Here is a 15,932-nt window from a genome sequence, read left to right as displayed (position 1 = left end):
AAATGCCGCGTGAGGCGATAAGATTGATGTTTGGCCGAAATTTGGCCGCTTGGCCGCCACGAGTCCACCTTATTCCAGGCTGCGCAGCCGCACGGCCGCCTTCAGCCCGCCGAGACTGGAGCGCCCGAGCGCCAGTTCGCCTCCATACTCGTTGATGAGTTCCGCGACAATGGCAAGGCCGAGGCCGGTTCCCGGCTTGGTCTCGTCGAGGCGGCGGCCGCGCTGCATGGCTTCGCGGGCCTTGTCCTGCGGTATGCCGGGTCCGTCGTCCTCGATGCCGATCTCGAAACGGCCCATATCGCCCTCGCCTGCCGCCAGAAGACGGGCGGACACCGCCACCTTCCCGCTCGCCCACTTCATGGCGTTTTCGAGCAGATTGCCAAGCATCTCCTCGAGGTCCTCGCGCTCTCCGGCGAAGACGATGTCGTGCGCGGGCAAGGCGAGCGACACTTCGACATCGGGATTGAGCTTGCGCATGACGCGCACCATGCGCTCCAGCAGCGGCGTGACCGGCGTGCGGAAAACCACGCTGTCGCGCTGCGCGGCCACGCGGGCGCGCTGGAGATAGTGTTCCACCTGCTGCTGCATAGACGCTGCCTGGTCGGCGATGAGCTGGCCCTTGGCGCCGCCGAGCGCGCGGCCTTCGTTGAGCATCACGGCAAGGGGGGTCTTCAGCGAATGGGCGAGGTTGCCCACCTGCGTGCGCGAGCGCTCGACGATGCGGCGGTTGTTCTCGATCAGCGCGTTGGTCTCGCGCGCCAGGGGTTCGATCTCGGCCGGAAAACGGCCGTCGAGCCGCTGGGCGGTACCCTCGCGCACCATGGCCAGGGCATTGCGCACGCGCCGCAGCGGCTGCAGGCCAAGCAGGATGGCGATGGCGTTGATCGCGATCATGCCCCCGCCGAACAGGGAAAGATAAGTGAGCAGGCGGCGCTGGAAGGAGCCGATCTCCTCCTCCAGTTCGCTTTCATTGCCCATCACGCGGAAGCGGGCCGCCCTGTTCTTGACGTCGAGCACGAACTCGCTTTCGAACACGTCCACTACCTCGCCGTTGAGGCCGGTCGTGCGGTAGTTGCGCTGGAAGCTGGAATTGAAGGGCACGTCCGTCACGCTGGGCGAGGGAATCCGCTGCGTCAGCGAGGCGGAATGCAAATAGCCGCTGACGCCTTGCGAGGCCGGCTCGACGGACCAGTACCAGCCGGAATTCGGCTCGGAGAAGCGCAAGTCCCCGAGATCGGGCGAGCCGGTCAGCGCGCCGGCCTCGGAAATTCCCACCGAACCGATGAGATTGAAAAGATGGGCCGACAGCAGGCTGTCGAAGCCGCGTTCGCTGGCCTGACGATACAGCGTCGTGATCAGCGTGAAGATGACGACGAGGGTCAGGATCGCCCACACGGAAGAAAAGGCGACGACGCGAAAGGTCAGCGAGCGCAGCCAGAAACGGGACGACCGCGCCTTCCTGACAGGTCTGGTCTGCAGCGGTTCCGCTTTAGGCCTCCGGTTCGCGCATGCGGTAGCCCATGCCGCGCACGGTTTCGATCATGTCGATGCCCATCTTCTTGCGCAGGCGCCCGACGAACACTTCGATCGTGTTGGAATCGCGGTCGAAATCCTGGTCGTAGAGGTGCTCGACAAGCTCCGTGCGCGATACGACCTCGCCCATATGATGCATCAGGTAGGCAAGCAGGCGGAACTCGTGCGAGGTCAGCTTCAGCGGCACGCCGTCCACATCGGCCTTGGACGCCTTGGTGTCGAGCCGCAGCGGACCGCAGGTCAATTCCGACGAGGCATGGCCGGCGGCGCGGCGGATCAGCGCCCGCACCCGCGCCAGCACCTCCTCGATATGGAAAGGCTTGGCGACATAGTCGTCTGCGCCGGCGTCGATGCCGGCGACCTTGTCGCTCCAGCGATTGCGCGCCGTCAGCATCAGAACCGGCATCTTGCGGCCGTCGCGCCGCCAGCGCTCCACCACGCTGATGCCGTCCATCTGCGGCAGGCCGATGTCCAGCACCACGGCGTCATACGGCTCGGTGTCGCCCAGGTGGTGGCCCTCCTCGCCGTCGAACGCGCGGTCCACGACATAGCCCGCATCGGTAAGGGCGCCGGAAATCTGCCGGTTCAGGTCCTTGTCATCCTCGACGACGAGTATGCGCATGCCGTTCCTTGCCCGTTGCGATGATCCGCCAGTCAGGTCGGGTGAGGTATAGGCCGATTCCGGCCGGGGACAAAGGCGTGCGGCATCACTGCGGCACGATCACCTCGGTGCGGCGCGGCCGTTCCCCGTCCTTGCCGGGAACAAGCACCACGATGACGCAGACCGTCTGTCCGCCGCGCGTGGACTGCGACGCCTTGGCGAGCGTGCCGCCCTTTTCCGCTGCGACCTGCTGGCCGACCGCATAGCAATCGGACGCCACCTGCACCAGCGCGTCCTGATATTGCGGCGCGGCTACGGGGATGGCGCTTGCCGGCGAGGCGGCAAGCACGCCCAGGCTAAGCGCCAGCACGGCCGAACGGGAGCGAGAGAGCAAATTTATCATGCCGGACGGTCTAGCGCATCAGGGCTGAACGCCGAATGAACATTACGCACGAGCAATCTTTCTCCCCCCTTCGGATGTCCAGACATCCGCGTTCGTCTTTTGCCCCCAAACGGCGAACCAAGGTAGTCTAGCCTATCCTGGACTTGGCCGACAACCGCCCAAAAACGGCGATCAATCCTGAAATCGCGGCCGTCGCCTGCAAGGCGATATCGACCAGCACCGCATTGTCCGCCGCGTCGATCGGCAGGCCGACCACGCCTGCGACACCCGCCAGCACGGCAACGATCGAAGCCCATACGGTTCGCGAGAGGTACCACGGTTTCACAGCGGCCATTTCCTTTTTCCTTTCCGTTTAGGCCGCGCGCGTCCTCCCGGATTTCGGTCCAGGTGTTTCATGGGTTTCGTCCGGGTTTGAATGAAAACAGAGCCACCGAGCCGCGCGGCGAGAACATGTAGGCGACCGCGCCATTGTCCCATAGAAGCCGGCGCCGGCTGGCCTCGAAGCGCGGCCGGTCGCGGCGCGCGATGGTGGCGATGCCGGACGGCCCCTCGATCATCACGTCGCGTACGTCGGCCAGCGTCTCGCCCAGCAGGGCGATCCGGCCATGCCGGCTGCGGGCGAAGGGCGGCAGGCCATGCGCCAGCGCGTTCACCCATTCCGCGCCGAGCCGCGTCTTGCCGGCGCCGCGACCACCCGTCACCAGCCAGATGGCCGGCGCGACGCCCAGCAGCGGATATTGCTTCAGCCGCGCGCTATGAAGCCATTCGCCGCGGCTCAGCCACGCTCCCCGGTAGCCCACGTTCCTGCGCAACCAGTTGCGCTGCGAGTTCACGGGCAAGCTCGACGATGCGGCTGTCGAGGCAATCGAGCACGGCGGCCAGGTCTTCATCCTCGCGGCTCCAACTGGAGGTCGATTTGCCGGCATCTTCCGGCCGCATGATTTCGTCGATCTTCTCAAGGCCGCGGATCATGGCGACGAGACCGTCGATCTCGGCCTTGCTGATGCGCCCGCCCTCCTCGTCGACCGCCAGCGCCTCCACGCGCTGCAGAAGGGCCAGGGCAAGCACGCGCACCCGTTCCGTTACCCCTGCACCTGCGTCGGCACGCAGCGCCCATTGCCCCTTCACGGCCAGCTTGCGGACGGCGTCGAGCGTCACGCCGGCGGCATCGGCCAGCAGATCGAGCGTTGGCGCGGCGCCTTCCGCCAGCGCGCGCAAGGCACGCCGGCGCGCGTCGCTGAGACGAACGGACATCGAGGATTTCCCTGCCTGGAATGAAAAACCCGCCTGCGGCGGGAGCGAAGCGATGGCCGGAAGACGGCTTTGCGATGGTAGCGACGCCGGCGAGGGTCGCCGGTCACACTTTCTTGACGATAACCGAACACTATCAAAGCACCGTCACGGTGTCAAGAAAATATTCCTATGCCTGCCGATTTTCCGGCGAGGAACCGCGCAGGCGGGATTTTCCTTGAGACGTGCGGTAAAATGAAAGACAAGGGCCGTTCTGCGCCGGAAATCCTCCGGTCCGGCCTTATATATGTATCGCGTCGAGCCGCAGTCGGACAGTTTCGCATGGCCAACCCATCCGAGCCGAGAAAGAAGAGAGGTCCGATCGCAGCGCGGTTGCTGGCGCTCGACGCCTGGCTCGATTCCACCCTTTACGAGTTGCGCTTCAAGGCGGCCGAATTCTGGGAAACGGCCACCATCTTCTCGCGCAAGTTCAGGGTCAAAGGCTGGCGCCGCGGCATCATCGAGGTGCTGAGCGAAGGCTTCACCATGGGCGCGGCGGGGTCCGTGGTCATGCTGGCGCTGGCGCTGCCCGCCTTCCAGGACACGGCCGGGGACTGGCGCGCGCAGGACGATTTCGCCGTCACCTTCCTCGACCGCTACGGCAACGAGATCGGCCAGCGCGGCATCATCCAGCGCGATTCGGTGCCGGTGGACCAGATGCCCGACCACGTCATCAAGGCCGTGCTCGCCACCGAGGACCGCCGCTTCTTCGAGCACTACGGCATCGACGCGCTGGGCCTCGTGCGCGCGCTGACGCAGAACGTGCGGGCCAATTCGGTGGTGCAGGGCGGCTCGAGCATCACCCAGCAGCTCGCCAAGAACCTGTTCCTGAACAACGAGCGCACGCTGGAGCGCAAGATCAAGGAAGCCTTCCTGTCGCTGTGGCTGGAGGCCAACCTCTCCAAGAAGGAGATCCTGCAGCTCTATCTCGACCGCTCCTACATGGGCGGCGGCACCTTCGGCATCGAGGCGGCGGCCGATTTCTATTTCGGCAAGGGCGTCAAGGACCTGACGCTCGCGGAAGCCGCCATGCTGGCGGGCCTGTTCAAGGCGCCGACCAAATATGCGCCGCACATCAACCTGCCGGCGGCCCGCGCCCGCGCCAATGTGGTGCTCAACAACCTGGTCGACAGCGGCTTCATGACCGAGGGCCAGGTGCTGGAGGCGCGGCTGCACCCCGCCGACGTGGTCGACCGCGGCGAGCGCAAGAGCCCGGACTATTTCCTCGACTGGGCCTTCGACGAGGTCAAGCGCATCGCCCCGCCCGGCACGCATTCGCTGGTGGCGCATACCAGCTTCGACGCCAACATCCAGAAGGCGGCCGAGGAATCGATGGAATTCCACCTGCGCCAGTTCGGCAAGGACTATCACGTCAGCGAAGGCGCCATCGTGGTGATCGAGACGAACGGCGCCGTGCGCGCCATCGTCGGCGGACGCGACTACGGCGCCAGCCAGTTCAACCGCGCCACCAAGGCGCTGCGGCAGACCGGCTCGTCCTTCAAGCCCTATGTCTACGCGACCGCCATGGAGCACGGCTTCACGCCGGACTCGGTGGTTTCGGGGGGCGCGGTGAGCTGGGGCAACTGGTCGCCGAAGAACTACAGCGGCGGCTTCGGCGGCAAGATCACGCTGCTGAACGCCTTCGTCAGGTCGATCAACACCGTGCCGGTCCGGCTTGCCAAGGACTACCTCTCCATCCCGCCGATCAAGAAGATGGCGGAGGCCATGGGCGTGGAATCGCCGCTCGAATCGCACAAGACCATGGTGCTCGGCACCTCCGGCATGACGGTGATGGACCAGGCCACGGGCTACAGCGTATTCGCGCAGAACGGCTTCGTCGGCTCCCGCCACGGCATCACGCAGCTCGTCACCCACACCGGCAAGGTGGTCTATGACTGGGCGAAGGACGCTGCCCCGCCGCACCGGGTGCTGTCGGAACAGGCACTGCGCTCCATGAACTTCATGCTGACCCAGGTTCCGGTGATCGGCACCGCGCGCCGCGCGGCGCTGCCCGGCATCGTTTCCGGCGGCAAGACGGGCACCACCCAATCCTACCGCGACGCCTGGTATGTCGGCTTCACCGGCAACTACACCGCCGCCGTCTGGCTGGGCAACGACGATTTCAGCCCCACCAACAAGATGACCGGCGGCTCGCTGCCGGCCATGGTGTGGCAGCGCCTGATGGCCTACGCCCACCAGAACATCGACCTCAAGCCCATACCCGGCATCGACCATCCGTTCGTCAGCGAGGAGGTCGCGGCCAAGGCCGACGAGGCGGAAAAGAAGAAGTCAGAGGAGGAGGCCGCGAAGGCTGCGGCGGAACGGCCGCCGGTGCTGTCGGGCCGCACCACCCAGACGCTGCGCGACATGACGACGATGTTCCGCAACGCCCCCGCCCTGTCGCCGCCTTCCGAACCGCAGACGCTTTCCGCGCTTTGAGGGCGACATCTCCCACCTGGCGCCTTGTCATGCGCCGCCGCCTCGCGATATGTGCTGAACGCAGTTCCCGCCGCCGGTCTTCATGCTGAAAAACGCGTTCCTCACCTTCGTCGCGCTTGCCATAGCCATAGGCCTGGGCGGCGGCAGCGTCTGGTATGCGCTCGACGCCCAGAGCGGCATCGGCGCCATCAGGATCGGCCCCTGGACCGCCTTTCCCGACATCGGCACGCCAAGCGCCGACCCCTATTCGCAGGCGCGGGTGGCGCGCGAGGGCGTGCTGGCGCTCGGGCGGGCCGAGGGGCTGGCCTTCGTGGCGGAGCACGACGACAGCGGCGAACCGCTGCGGCGCGAATGCGCCTACACCATCAAGGGCCGGTTCCCGACCGCCCGGTTCTGGACCCTCTACGCCGCCGACCAGTCGCTCGACGTCATCTCCACCGGCAAGCCGCGGCCGGCTGCGCTGCATTCCTACGAGATATTGCGCCAGCCGGACAATTCCGCGGCCATCGCCGTCGGCGGCAACCCGTCGCCGGGCAACTGGCTGCTGGTTCCGGGCTCCGGCGCGCTCTATTTCGTGCTGACCTTCTACGACACGCCGATCGCCAGCAGCACCGGGCTTTCCGACGTCACCCTGCCCGGCATCGTCAGGGGGCGCTGCGGTGCGTAGGCTGCTCCACGCCATCGCGGTCGGCCTCGTGGGCGCGGGCATCGTCCACATCGTCGTGCTTTTGCTGGTGCCGCAGTTTTCCGAGCGCGATGCCTGGTCGCGGCTGTCGATGAAATCGGAGCTGTACACGATGGCCGAGCTGAAGTCCGAAACCGGGGGAGCGCCGGTAGTGAAATCGGTCGATCCGCTGTTTCGCGCCGCCGCCTGCCGCTTCGATCTCGACGACGGCATGGTCAAGGTCAAGGCGCCGGGCCAGGTGCCGTTCTGGTCGCTCTCCGTCTACGACCGCAACGGGCACAACGTCTATTCGCTGAACGACCGCGGCGCGACGGGCGGAGCCCTGAACGCCATCGTGCTGACACCCGCCCAGATGGCCGAGGTGCGCAAGGAACTGCCGGAAGGGCTGGAAGGCTCCGTGTTCGTCGAGGCGGACATCGGCGAAGGCATCGCCGTCATCCGGGCTTTCGTTCCCGATCCGAGCTGGCTGCCGGCGGTCGACCGCTTCTTCGCCCAAAGCTCCTGCGAGTTGCAGGAACAGGACTGATCCCCTCGCCGCCCCGGCCGGCCTCCGGCGCCGTATCTTCCGGAAAGCCGGTGCCCTACCCGCGCGCCCTGAGGAAATTCAGTGCCTCGGCACCGGTCCCGGCAAGACGGGCCGCGCGCCGGCGGCTTTGCTGCCGTCGGCCCTGTCGGCGCCCTCCTTCGGCCGCTCGTAGCGGATGCCCGGAAATATGATGACCGCAGCCGCGGTATCGAAGGTTCTCGGCGGCTGGCCGCCGGCCGCGGAACGCGGCGTGAAAGACAGTACCCTGCCCATGTTCGCGTATTCCTCTCGGTTGCCCCGGAGCACAACGCAACGCCTCCAGAGAGGATTAAGGCCACCAGACAGTTAACGGAACGCTAACGGATCGCTTCTAGTTTGATGTTTGTCGCAGCCGCTCCATTCCTGTCGGGGCGGGCCGACGTGTAGCATGGCAGGCGTAGGCGTAAACTCGTGTCCTCCTCGGATTTCCGGCACATCGCAATCCGCTCCGAATCCGGGAAAAGCGACCGGCTGCTGCGCGCGGCCGTTTCGGCCTTCTGCTCCCTGCCGCGCCCGTCGCGCCGCGAAATCTCCCAGCTCGAGGATCTGGCGCTGCCGCTGTTCGACAGCGCTTCCACCGAGTCGCTGCGCTTCGTGGCGGCGGCGCTGTGCGAATGCGAGCAGGCGCCCGTGGAAGTGGTCCGGCGGCTGTGCGAAATGACGGTGGACATCGCCGCTCCCCTGCTCATCCGCTCGAAGGCGCTGGCGGATATCGACCTGATCGCCCTGATCGGCCGCCACGGCCTGCCGCATGCGCGCGCGATCGCCCGGCGCAAGGGACTGAACGCGGCGATAGCCAACCTCATCCGGGTCATGGAAAAGCCGACGCTGGTGCGGGCGCAGGATATCGGCGGCGACAAGGTCGTGGCGCTCGACCTCTCGACGCCGGCCGATGCGAATGCGGGCTCCGCCCCGACGGCGGAGGACGTGCGCCGGCAATTGCGCGCCATGATGCACGCCAGGCGCGACGACAGGCAGAGCGCCGCCAATCCCGCCAAAGGGACGGGCCTCTATGCGAAGCTGCGCGAAACGGCCTTGACCGGCAACGCGGCCCTGCTCCAGACGGTGCTGGCCGACACGCTGGGGATCGGCTTCCCGGCCGCGCACGCCCTTGTCTCCAGCGCAGACTACGCGCCCCTGCAGACGGCCTTGCGTGCCCTCGGACTCGGCGAGGACAAGGCCTTCCTGATCGCCGTGGCCGCCTTCCCCGCGCTGTTCCCGGACCCGCAGGCCATACGCCTGTTCCTCGACCGCTACCGGATGCTGAAGCCCGACGCCGCGCGGGAGCAGGTGCGGCAATGGCGCGACGGTTCGACATCCGTCGCCGCCAGCATGGCGCGGCAGGCCACGGCCAATGGCGACGCGCCCGCCCCGCCGCCCGGCGCCAAGGCCTTCAAGGCGTCCTGATCGCCAGAAGCTCCTCGACCGGCACCGTGCCGGCCTCGATCTCGACGACCCATATGTCCGGATCGAACCGCCTCTCGCGGGCAAGGCGGGCGTCCACCGCCTCCGCGTCGGCGCTCTCCTCCAGCAGGCTGAAAAAGCGCTCGTCCGGCTGGGCGTCGTCATAGCTGGTCTGCGGCGCGGGCCCGTAGAGCGTGACCTGCCCCATGCGATCGCGGACCGTGACGAACACCGCGCCCGCCTCGGTCGCGCCGCGATCGACCACGGCGGCGAAACCGGAGGACGCAAAGACGCGGCGGATGAGTGCGGAGACCCAGAAATCGGTGGTGACGCGCATGACAAATTCCCGTTGCCGGGCATGAATAGACGGGAATGGGCCGCGCGGCGAGTGGCGCCCGGAGCGTGTCCGGAAATATGCCGGTGTCGGGAACCGGCGCCCGGCGCGCATGAAAGCGCGTGGGCAGCGGAAGCGTGGGGATCGCCAGCCGCAGCTCGTCCTCACGCATTTGCGGGCAGGACCTCAGTTGGTAAGGCCGGTCTCGCGCATCTTGTTATAGGTGAGCTCGTCGGGTTCGCCCGTCTCGGGCAGACCGAACAGGGCCTGGAATTCCCGGATGGCGGATTTGGTGCGCGCGCCGATGACGCCGTCCAGCTTGATGTCGTTGTTGCCGAAGGCCTTCAGGCCGGCCTGGATCTTGATGATGCGCTGGTCCGCGCCTTGCGCCGGCGCCGGTTGCGCGGCGCTGGACGTGTCCGGACGCGGCGCGGGCCTGGGCGGCACCGAAGCGGTTTTCGGAATGGCGCCGAGCTGTTCCAAAAGCGTGTCGTCGATCGCGCCGCTGGCGGCTATGCCGACCTTGTGCTGGTAGGAGGTGATGGCGGCCTGCGTGGCCGGGCCGGAAACGCCGTCGACCGTGCCCTGATAAAAGCCGAGGTCCTTCAGGATGCCCTGCACCTGTTCCACCGTGGCGTCGCGATGCGCGGGCGCGGGTGCCGCCGTGGGCACGGGCACTTCCGCGGGCCGCTCGATGTTGATCGTGGTCACCGGCTCGCTCGACTGCCGGGCCGGAAAACTTTGCAGGCTGCGCGTGGCGAAAAAGGCGCCGGTATGCGGGAAAGGCTGATACCAGAGCGCGTTGGCCGACACGTAGAACAGCGTCACCATGAAAGCGGTCGAGCCGCCGACCAGCACGGGGTTGCTGGCGATCATGCCGCCCAGTGCGATCGCGCCGGACTGGAAGGCATTGCGGCGCCGCTTGCGGGCTTTAGCCCGCTTTGCGGAACGGGCCATGCCGCGCCTCCCTCCTGGCTGCGTGGTCCGAAGACGCCTGGGCCGAAGAGCCGGACGACAGCGGCAGCACGACCGACTTCTCCTCCCCGGCGCCTTCCTTCGGCCCCGAGCGCGGGCCTTCCACCGGCAGGCTGATCGTCACCCTCGTGCCCCTGCCGGGAGCGCTTTCCACCGACATGGTGCCTTCGTGCAGGGCGACCAGCCCCTTCACCAGCGAAAGGCCGAGCCCGGTTCCCGCGAAGCGGCGCGTATAGTCGCTCTGTATCTGCATGAACGGCTTGCCGAGCTTGTCCAGATCCTCCTCGGCGATGCCGATGCCCGTGTCGCTGACCCAGAAATGCAGCCGCGAGCCGACCCGCTGCGCGCCGATCGACACCTTGCCGCCATCGGGCGTGAACTTGATCGCGTTGGACGCCAGGTTGATGAGGATCTGCTGGACCGCGCGGCGATCCGCGTTGATCTCGCCGCAGTCGGCCGACACGTTCGACGTCAATTCGATATGGCGCGTCTCGGCCTGCACGGCCATCATGGAACGGCACATCTCCACGGCTTCGGCGAAATGGAACGGCTCGGGTTCGGCCGTGTAGGCGCCGGCCTCGATGCGCGAGACATCGAGGATGGACGTCACCACGTCGAGCAGGTGATGCCCCGAATCGCGCACCAGGCCGACATATTCCTTCTGGCGCGGATCGCTGAAGCCGCCGAACATCTCGTTCAGCAGCATGTCGGAGAAGCCGATGATGGCGTTGAGCGGCGTGCGCAGCTCATGGCTGACGGCGGCCAGGAAGCGGCTCTTGGCCACTTCGGCGCCGGAAGCCGCCTCCCTCGCCTTGGCCAGCGCCGCGCGCAGCTCGACGAGCTGGTCGTTCTCGCGCAGCAGGCCGATGAAGGCGTTTTCCGCCCCCGCCTGCCCCGCGACGGCCATGAATTCCAGCACGAAAGGCCGGTAATTGTCTCCGGCGGCGCCCGGCTCGGCCTTCGGCAGGCGGATGCGCAGCTCCACCTTGCGCATGTCCGCGCCCTCGCGCATGTCGGCCAGCGCGGTGAGATAGGGCAACCGGTCGGACAGATGAACGCGGTCGAACAGGCCGGTGCCGGCAAGAAGCTCCGGCGCCAGCTTCAGCACCGATCTCGCCTTGCCCGACCCTTCCAGCACCTCGCCATTGGAGGCGAAGCGGAAGACGACCCCGTCGATCACCTCTTCCAGCCCCTGCTCGGCCGGCGGCTCATCCTCCCCGGAGGCCGAATCGCGGAAATGCCCCAGGCGCGGCAGCAGCGTCGCCCCCCAGGCCAGCGGCACGAGCCAGTGCCATGCGGCGGGCTGGGCAGCCGGCCACAGCGGCGCAAGAAAGAACTGCGCGGCAAGGCCGGCCGCGGCGGCCAGCAGGCCGCACAGCGCGGCGCGGCGCGATCCGCCGACCCAATAGGCCTCGACCGGCAGCGCCGCCGCCAGCAGCATGACCGGCGATGCCGGGCCGCCGGCTGCCGCGACGAGGCCGGCCAGCCCCGCAGCCGCAGCCGCCAGCGCCAGGGCCCCGGTTGGCACGAGGCGGCCGGTCGCGGTGACGAGCAGCGCCAGGAACCAGCAAAGACCGAAGATGGAAAAGATCGCCGCGAGCGTGACATCCGCGCCGAGGCTGGCCGTGACCAGCGCCACGCAGGCGCCGACAGCCAGCAAAGGCGCGGCCAGCATGACGCCGATGAAGCGGCGCTGGCTGCGGCGTTCGCCCTCTCCGGTGACGGAAGGATGGACGAGACGCGCGCAGCCGGCGGCCATGGCGTCGGTCAGGTCAACGTATCCGGTCGCACTCGAGTTCACGCAACGCACTCACATCCGTCTGCTTCGCAGATCGATTTTGGTTATCCCGAAACTCGCATCCAGCCTTTAAGGAATGAATAAAGCGGCGCGATATCCGCGCGGTTCCGGGCGCATTTTTGCGCCTTCCGCCGCTGTCGCCGGACCGATTGCGGCCATAGTAAACGGCGGGTTAGCCGCGGCGGCCGGGTTTGATTCCAATGCCCGAAAAGACGCCGCCGAACCGGGTCCAGCAAAATCAGCAAGTTACGTGGTTAGCCCTTGCCTAAGAAGTTTCCCCGCATTCGAACGGCATCAAATTCAAAAGCGAAGCTTGCGGATTTGCCTAAAATTTGAGGAAAATTGTCGGCCCCGAAGAAAGCCGTCCTTTGAACAGGCATGTCATTGTCGCCAGCAACGAAACGAGGCCGCCCGCAAAGAGGCAGCCCGGTCACGACGAGAGGACGAACACATGGGCTTCCTGATCAGAACCGCTTTCTGGTTTTCCCTGGTGTTGCTGATGCTGCCGCTGAACATCGGCACGGACGCGTCGGGACGCGACGCCGTCAGCCCGCTGCAGGCCCTGCTGGCCGCGCGTGAAGCGGTCGGGGACATCGCCGGCATCTGCGAACGCAAGCCGGAAGTCTGCGAAACCGGCAAGTCGGCCATGCACACGATCTCCACCCGGGCCAGGGAGACGGCCAAGATCGCGGCCGAGATGCTGGACAGCGAAGGCGCATCCGGCACCGACGCGACCGCCACCGGCACCATTCCGGTGCCGCAGCCGGCGCCCAAGGACCGGCAGTAGGCACAGACGGTGCTCCCGCACGCCGACGTCCGGCAGAACTGACAGTTTCTCTTCCCTGCCCCTTTCGAGTGGCACCACCGCAGGCGCGCTTCCTCTCGGCGCCTGCGGTGTTTTTTCTTTTTCCGTGACGTGGCCGCGCGGCATGACTATATCGGCGGCATGGCTGCGACGATCGAGGCAATCCGCGACGACTTTTCCCTGCTCGACGAGTGGGAGGACCGCTATCGCTATCTGATCGAGCTGGGCGAGGCGCTGCCCGCCTTCCCGGACGACGAGCGCATACCGGCCAACAAGGTGCCCGGCTGCGTCAGCCAGGTCTGGCTGACGACCTCGATCGGGCAGGACAGCGACCCGGTGCTGACGTTCCAGGGCGATTCGGACGCGCATATCGTGCGCGGGCTGGTGGCGGTGATGCTGGCGCTGTTTTCCGGCAGGCGGGCCAGCGAAATCCTCAAGGCCGACGCCGAGGAGACATTGAAGGCGCTGGGTCTCGACGAACATCTTTCGCCGCAGCGCGCCAACGGCCTGCGCTCCATGGTCAAGCGCATCCGCCGCGACGCCGAAACCGCGATGCAGACCGCCTGACGCCAGACGGCCTGCAATCCGGGATCAGCAGATGCTGGGTCGGTAATCCTCGGCGCCCCAGTGCAGCGGCTTCGCGCGGCGGGCCGAGTTCTCCTGCGGGAAATAGTGCCGCGCCAGCACTCCCAGCGCCGTCTTCAGCACGATCTTGGGCGAGCGCACCGGCCAGCCCCGTTCCATCTCGACCTGTTCGAGGCCCTTCAGGAAGCAGCAGACGTCGACCAGCACGCCGGCAAGCTCCGGGCCGACGGCCTCGATGGCCTTGTCGACGCGCCGGCGGGCACCGAGCGCGGCGTCCGTAAGCTCGGCCATGCCGCCGCCGTCGGCACGGCGGCCGGACGCCACGGAGGCGACCCAGTTCGCCCCCAGCCGCGGCATGATCTGGCCGCGCGTGTAGTCCGCGCGCAGGCGCTCGCCCGCCTCGAACTCGCGGATCGCTAGGAACGGCCGGCCGTCCCTGCCCTTGCGGCGCATAAGCTGGGCGAGCGGCGATTCCGACAGATTGGCCAGGGCTGCGGCGGGGCCGGCCCCGCCTTCCACCGTCACCAGCTGCAGGTCGCGCCCACCCTGCCCGGCCATGGAAGACGCCAGCCGCCGCGCCAGCGCGGCGCCGGTCCCCGACAGCGCGACGCTGTGCGAAGCCCTGACCACCACGCCCTGCCCGACCATCTTCTCCAGAACGTGTTCTTCGATCGCGATCGCGCCGCGTTCTTCCGCTTCCAGCAGAAGCCTGCCACCGGCGGCGGCCGGGCGCAGCGAGGCCGGGCCCGAAGCCAGGAAGCGCAGCACGCGCTGGCCGTTTTCCATGGAAATCGCTCCGTCCCGCCGCCTCAAAGCCCGATTCTCCCTCGAAACGCCGCCTGGGCGACGCCTTCCACCATCGCAACCACCCGGTCGAATTCGGGATCGTCGCGCATGTCCTCGATCACCCGGCAGGCATGAACGACGGTGGTGCGGTCGCGGCCGAAGCCGTTTCCCACCTCGCGCTGCGACAACCGCAGCACGACATGGGCGACATACATGGCGATCTGGCGCACCCGCGTGACCGGTGCTGAGCTCCTGCTGGCCCGGCGCAGTTCCTTGCTGGAGACCGAGAACACGGCCGCGACGATGTCGATCAGACACTCGCATAATTCCAGCGCGATCTCGTCATGCCGCTTCGGGGTCGGACGGAACCGGTCGGGCGGATGCACCGCATCTTCGGCCAGGCCGGCAGGTGGTTCGAGACAGGATGCCTTCACGGAACGCCCTCCAAATTAGGAATATGTTCCTTATATTCACCAAGCCCCAATGTGTGAACAAATAAAGAACTTGCAGACGACCGGTTTCTCTACAACCCATTGTTTTCACAGAGTTTATTATTTGCCGTGGGAAAAATTTCCTGCCGCTGGCTCCCCGCCCCGCCGGGGCGATCGATAGTTCGGTCTCATCCCTTGCAAAGACGAGACGGACCATGCATCGACTGGAACAGGAAGCGAGCGCCTTCAGGACGGAAAAACAGGAATGGGCGGCGCACAGCCGGCAGATCGCGGCGGCCAGCCTGTCCTGCGGCATCGATCTCGACCGGGCGCTGGACACGACGGCCGAACAGCGGGAGCATCTCATCCGCCGCGTGGAGCGCGTGATCGAGCGCGAAAGGCTCAAGGGGATGCGGCGCCACTGGAGCTACGATCTCAACCGCCACATCGCGCTCAAGCAGTTCCTCGACAGGCTGCGCGGAACCGGCTGTTCCGCCGGCGGCAAAACAACCTCGCGCCGCCATGCCCAGGCGCAGGAACGACAGCAAAAACACAAACGGCGCCCTGAGGCGCCGTCGAATGTCGGACCCTGAAAGGCCGGATCGGGCTCAGCGGGTCTTGCGCTTGCGGCCGAGCCCCATCTTCTTGGCCAGTTGCGAGCGCGCGGCGGCATAGTTCGGCGCGACCATCGGATAGTTGGCGTCCAGGCCCCACTTCTCGCGATACTGGTCGGGCGTCATATTGTAGTGCGTCATCAGGTGGCGCTTCAGCGACTTGAACTTCTTACCGTCCTCAAGGCAGACGATATATTCGTCGTGGACGGAGCGCTTGGGGTTGACCGCAGGCTTCTGCTTGTCGACCGCGGGCTGCTCCGTCGAGCCGCCCACCCTGCCCAAGGCGGAATGCACGTCGGCGATGAGATTCGGCAGCTCTCCGACGGGAACCGGATTATTGCTGACATAGGCTGCCACCACATCGGCGGTAAGCTCGATCAGCATGTCACTGTTTCTGGCAGGTGTTTCGGCGACTTCCATGGTTTTCAGGCCCCAACGATGATTATGGTTGTCATGCCCGATCTTCATGGAACGGACATCGCGCGATTTTGTAGTGGGTCTGAAGCCCACGATTCGTATCACACGGCATTTAATGAACCTGCTTAATCGTTAAGTCAATTCACCAGTTGGTTAGAATTACCATTTCCGAAGATATATTGACCTATCAATTCTGGAACTTAAAAAGCCATACAACTTAAACGTTATGATACCCAAGCATCACCTGCGGCCCGTTTCACTATAATC

The 15,932-nt window shown here is 66.4% G+C and carries 20 protein-coding genes; 7 read left to right on the top strand and 13 right to left on the bottom strand.

The features are described from left to right. Window positions 1-69: 69 nt before the first annotated feature. The 6 genes from QU595_RS04510 to QU595_RS04485 form a co-directional block, all read right to left on the bottom strand. Window positions 70-1,479 carry an ATP-binding protein gene (locus QU595_RS04510; protein WP_315920702.1) on the bottom strand — a complete coding sequence of 470 codons (1,410 nt, stop codon included), beginning with the start codon at window positions 1,477-1,479 and terminating at the stop codon, window positions 70-72. Between the two features lie 10 nt (window positions 1,480-1,489). Continuing rightward, complete coding sequence (locus tag QU595_RS04505; RefSeq protein ID WP_315919467.1) at window positions 1,490-2,155, bottom strand: response regulator transcription factor; 666 nt, start codon at window positions 2,153-2,155, stop codon at window positions 1,490-1,492. 85 nt (window positions 2,156-2,240) lie between these two features. Next, complete coding sequence (locus QU595_RS04500; protein ID WP_315919466.1) at window positions 2,241-2,537, bottom strand: hypothetical protein; 297 nt, start codon at window positions 2,535-2,537, stop codon at window positions 2,241-2,243. A gap of 127 nt (window positions 2,538-2,664) precedes the next feature. After that, window positions 2,665-2,871, bottom strand: a complete 207-nt coding sequence (locus tag QU595_RS04495) for a hypothetical protein (RefSeq protein ID WP_315919464.1) — start codon at window positions 2,869-2,871, stop codon at window positions 2,665-2,667. A 58-nt stretch (window positions 2,872-2,929) separates the two neighbouring features. Next, complete coding sequence (locus QU595_RS04490; protein WP_410000474.1) at window positions 2,930-3,337, bottom strand: terminase large subunit domain-containing protein; 408 nt, start codon at window positions 3,335-3,337, stop codon at window positions 2,930-2,932. Continuing rightward, the gene (locus QU595_RS04485) at window positions 3,291-3,791 is read right to left on the bottom strand and encodes a hypothetical protein (RefSeq protein WP_315919463.1); all 501 of its coding nucleotides are present in this window, start codon (window positions 3,789-3,791) and stop codon (window positions 3,291-3,293) included. The genes QU595_RS04490 and QU595_RS04485 overlap by 47 nt, the downstream gene beginning before the upstream one ends. Before the next feature lie 318 nt (window positions 3,792-4,109). On the opposite strand from QU595_RS04485, the gene QU595_RS04480 reads away from it, so the two are divergent. From QU595_RS04480 to QU595_RS04470, 3 genes are all read left to right on the top strand, one after another. Continuing rightward, window positions 4,110-6,266 (top strand): PBP1A family penicillin-binding protein, encoded by a 2,157-nt coding sequence (locus QU595_RS04480; RefSeq protein ID WP_315919461.1) that lies wholly within the window; start codon window positions 4,110-4,112, stop codon window positions 6,264-6,266. Window positions 6,267-6,348: 82 nt separating this feature from the next. Then, the gene (locus QU595_RS04475; protein WP_315919459.1) at window positions 6,349-6,933 is read left to right on the top strand and encodes a DUF1214 domain-containing protein; all 585 of its coding nucleotides are present in this window, start codon (window positions 6,349-6,351) and stop codon (window positions 6,931-6,933) included. Beyond that, on the top strand, window positions 6,926-7,477 hold the full coding sequence (locus tag QU595_RS04470; RefSeq protein ID WP_315919458.1) for a DUF1254 domain-containing protein: 552 nt from the start codon (window positions 6,926-6,928) through the stop codon (window positions 7,475-7,477). The genes QU595_RS04475 and QU595_RS04470 overlap by 8 nt, the downstream gene beginning before the upstream one ends. Before the next feature lie 78 nt (window positions 7,478-7,555). Here the strand turns inward: QU595_RS04470 and QU595_RS04465 are convergent, their stop codons facing one another. Then, window positions 7,556-7,750: a hypothetical protein gene (locus tag QU595_RS04465; RefSeq protein ID WP_315919457.1), complete on the bottom strand. Its 195-nt coding sequence runs from the start codon at window positions 7,748-7,750 to the stop codon at window positions 7,556-7,558. A gap of 177 nt (window positions 7,751-7,927) precedes the next feature. On the opposite strand from QU595_RS04465, the gene QU595_RS04460 reads away from it, so the two are divergent. Then, on the top strand, window positions 7,928-8,923 hold the full coding sequence (locus QU595_RS04460; RefSeq protein ID WP_315919455.1) for a hypothetical protein: 996 nt from the start codon (window positions 7,928-7,930) through the stop codon (window positions 8,921-8,923). Here the strand turns inward: QU595_RS04460 and QU595_RS04455 are convergent. From QU595_RS04455 to QU595_RS04445, 3 genes are all read right to left on the bottom strand, one after another. Beyond that, window positions 8,910-9,257 carry a DUF1491 family protein gene (locus QU595_RS04455; RefSeq protein WP_315919453.1) on the bottom strand — a complete coding sequence of 116 codons (348 nt, stop codon included), beginning with the start codon at window positions 9,255-9,257 and terminating at the stop codon, window positions 8,910-8,912. The genes QU595_RS04460 and QU595_RS04455 overlap by 14 nt on opposite strands. 183 nt (window positions 9,258-9,440) lie before the next feature. After that, complete coding sequence (locus QU595_RS04450; protein WP_315919451.1) at window positions 9,441-10,211, bottom strand: peptidoglycan-binding domain-containing protein; 771 nt, start codon at window positions 10,209-10,211, stop codon at window positions 9,441-9,443. Then, window positions 10,186-11,988 carry a HAMP domain-containing sensor histidine kinase gene (locus QU595_RS04445; RefSeq protein WP_315920700.1) on the bottom strand — a complete coding sequence of 601 codons (1,803 nt, stop codon included), beginning with the start codon at window positions 11,986-11,988 and terminating at the stop codon, window positions 10,186-10,188. The genes QU595_RS04450 and QU595_RS04445 overlap by 26 nt, the downstream gene beginning before the upstream one ends. Before the next feature lie 490 nt (window positions 11,989-12,478). Here QU595_RS04445 and QU595_RS04440 point away from each other — a divergent pair, with 490 nt between their 5' ends. Then, window positions 12,479-12,814, top strand: a complete 336-nt coding sequence (locus QU595_RS04440) for a DUF5330 domain-containing protein (protein ID WP_315919449.1) — start codon at window positions 12,479-12,481, stop codon at window positions 12,812-12,814. A gap of 159 nt (window positions 12,815-12,973) precedes the next feature. Further along, window positions 12,974-13,399 carry a SufE family protein gene (locus QU595_RS04435; protein ID WP_315919447.1) on the top strand — a complete coding sequence of 142 codons (426 nt, stop codon included), beginning with the start codon at window positions 12,974-12,976 and terminating at the stop codon, window positions 13,397-13,399. 24 nt (window positions 13,400-13,423) lie between these two features. Here the strand turns inward: QU595_RS04435 and QU595_RS04430 are convergent, their stop codons facing one another. Beyond that, window positions 13,424-14,203, bottom strand: a complete 780-nt coding sequence (locus tag QU595_RS04430; protein ID WP_315919446.1) for a DUF6456 domain-containing protein — start codon at window positions 14,201-14,203, stop codon at window positions 13,424-13,426. Window positions 14,204-14,226: 23 nt separating this feature from the next. Next, a complete protein-coding gene (locus QU595_RS04425; RefSeq protein WP_315919445.1) occupies window positions 14,227-14,637 on the bottom strand; it encodes a helix-turn-helix domain-containing protein in 411 nt (136 codons plus the stop codon). Window positions 14,638-14,849: 212 nt separating this feature from the next. Here QU595_RS04425 and QU595_RS04420 point away from each other — a divergent pair, with 212 nt between their 5' ends. Then, window positions 14,850-15,227: a hypothetical protein gene (locus QU595_RS04420; RefSeq protein ID WP_315919444.1), complete on the top strand. Its 378-nt coding sequence runs from the start codon at window positions 14,850-14,852 to the stop codon at window positions 15,225-15,227. Between the two features lie 15 nt (window positions 15,228-15,242). On the opposite strand, the gene QU595_RS04415 is transcribed toward QU595_RS04420, so the two are convergent. After that, window positions 15,243-15,668, bottom strand: coding sequence for a MucR family transcriptional regulator (locus QU595_RS04415; protein WP_315920698.1), 426 nt, complete (start codon window positions 15,666-15,668; stop codon window positions 15,243-15,245). Window positions 15,669-15,932 lie beyond the last annotated feature (264 nt).

Source organism: Mesorhizobium sp. SP-1A, from assembly GCF_032460275.1.
In the GTDB taxonomy this organism is placed as follows: Bacteria; Pseudomonadota; Alphaproteobacteria; order Rhizobiales; family Rhizobiaceae; genus Mesorhizobium.
Note: the sequence above shows the minus strand (reverse complement) of the source record. Positions and strands in the feature narration are given on the sequence as shown.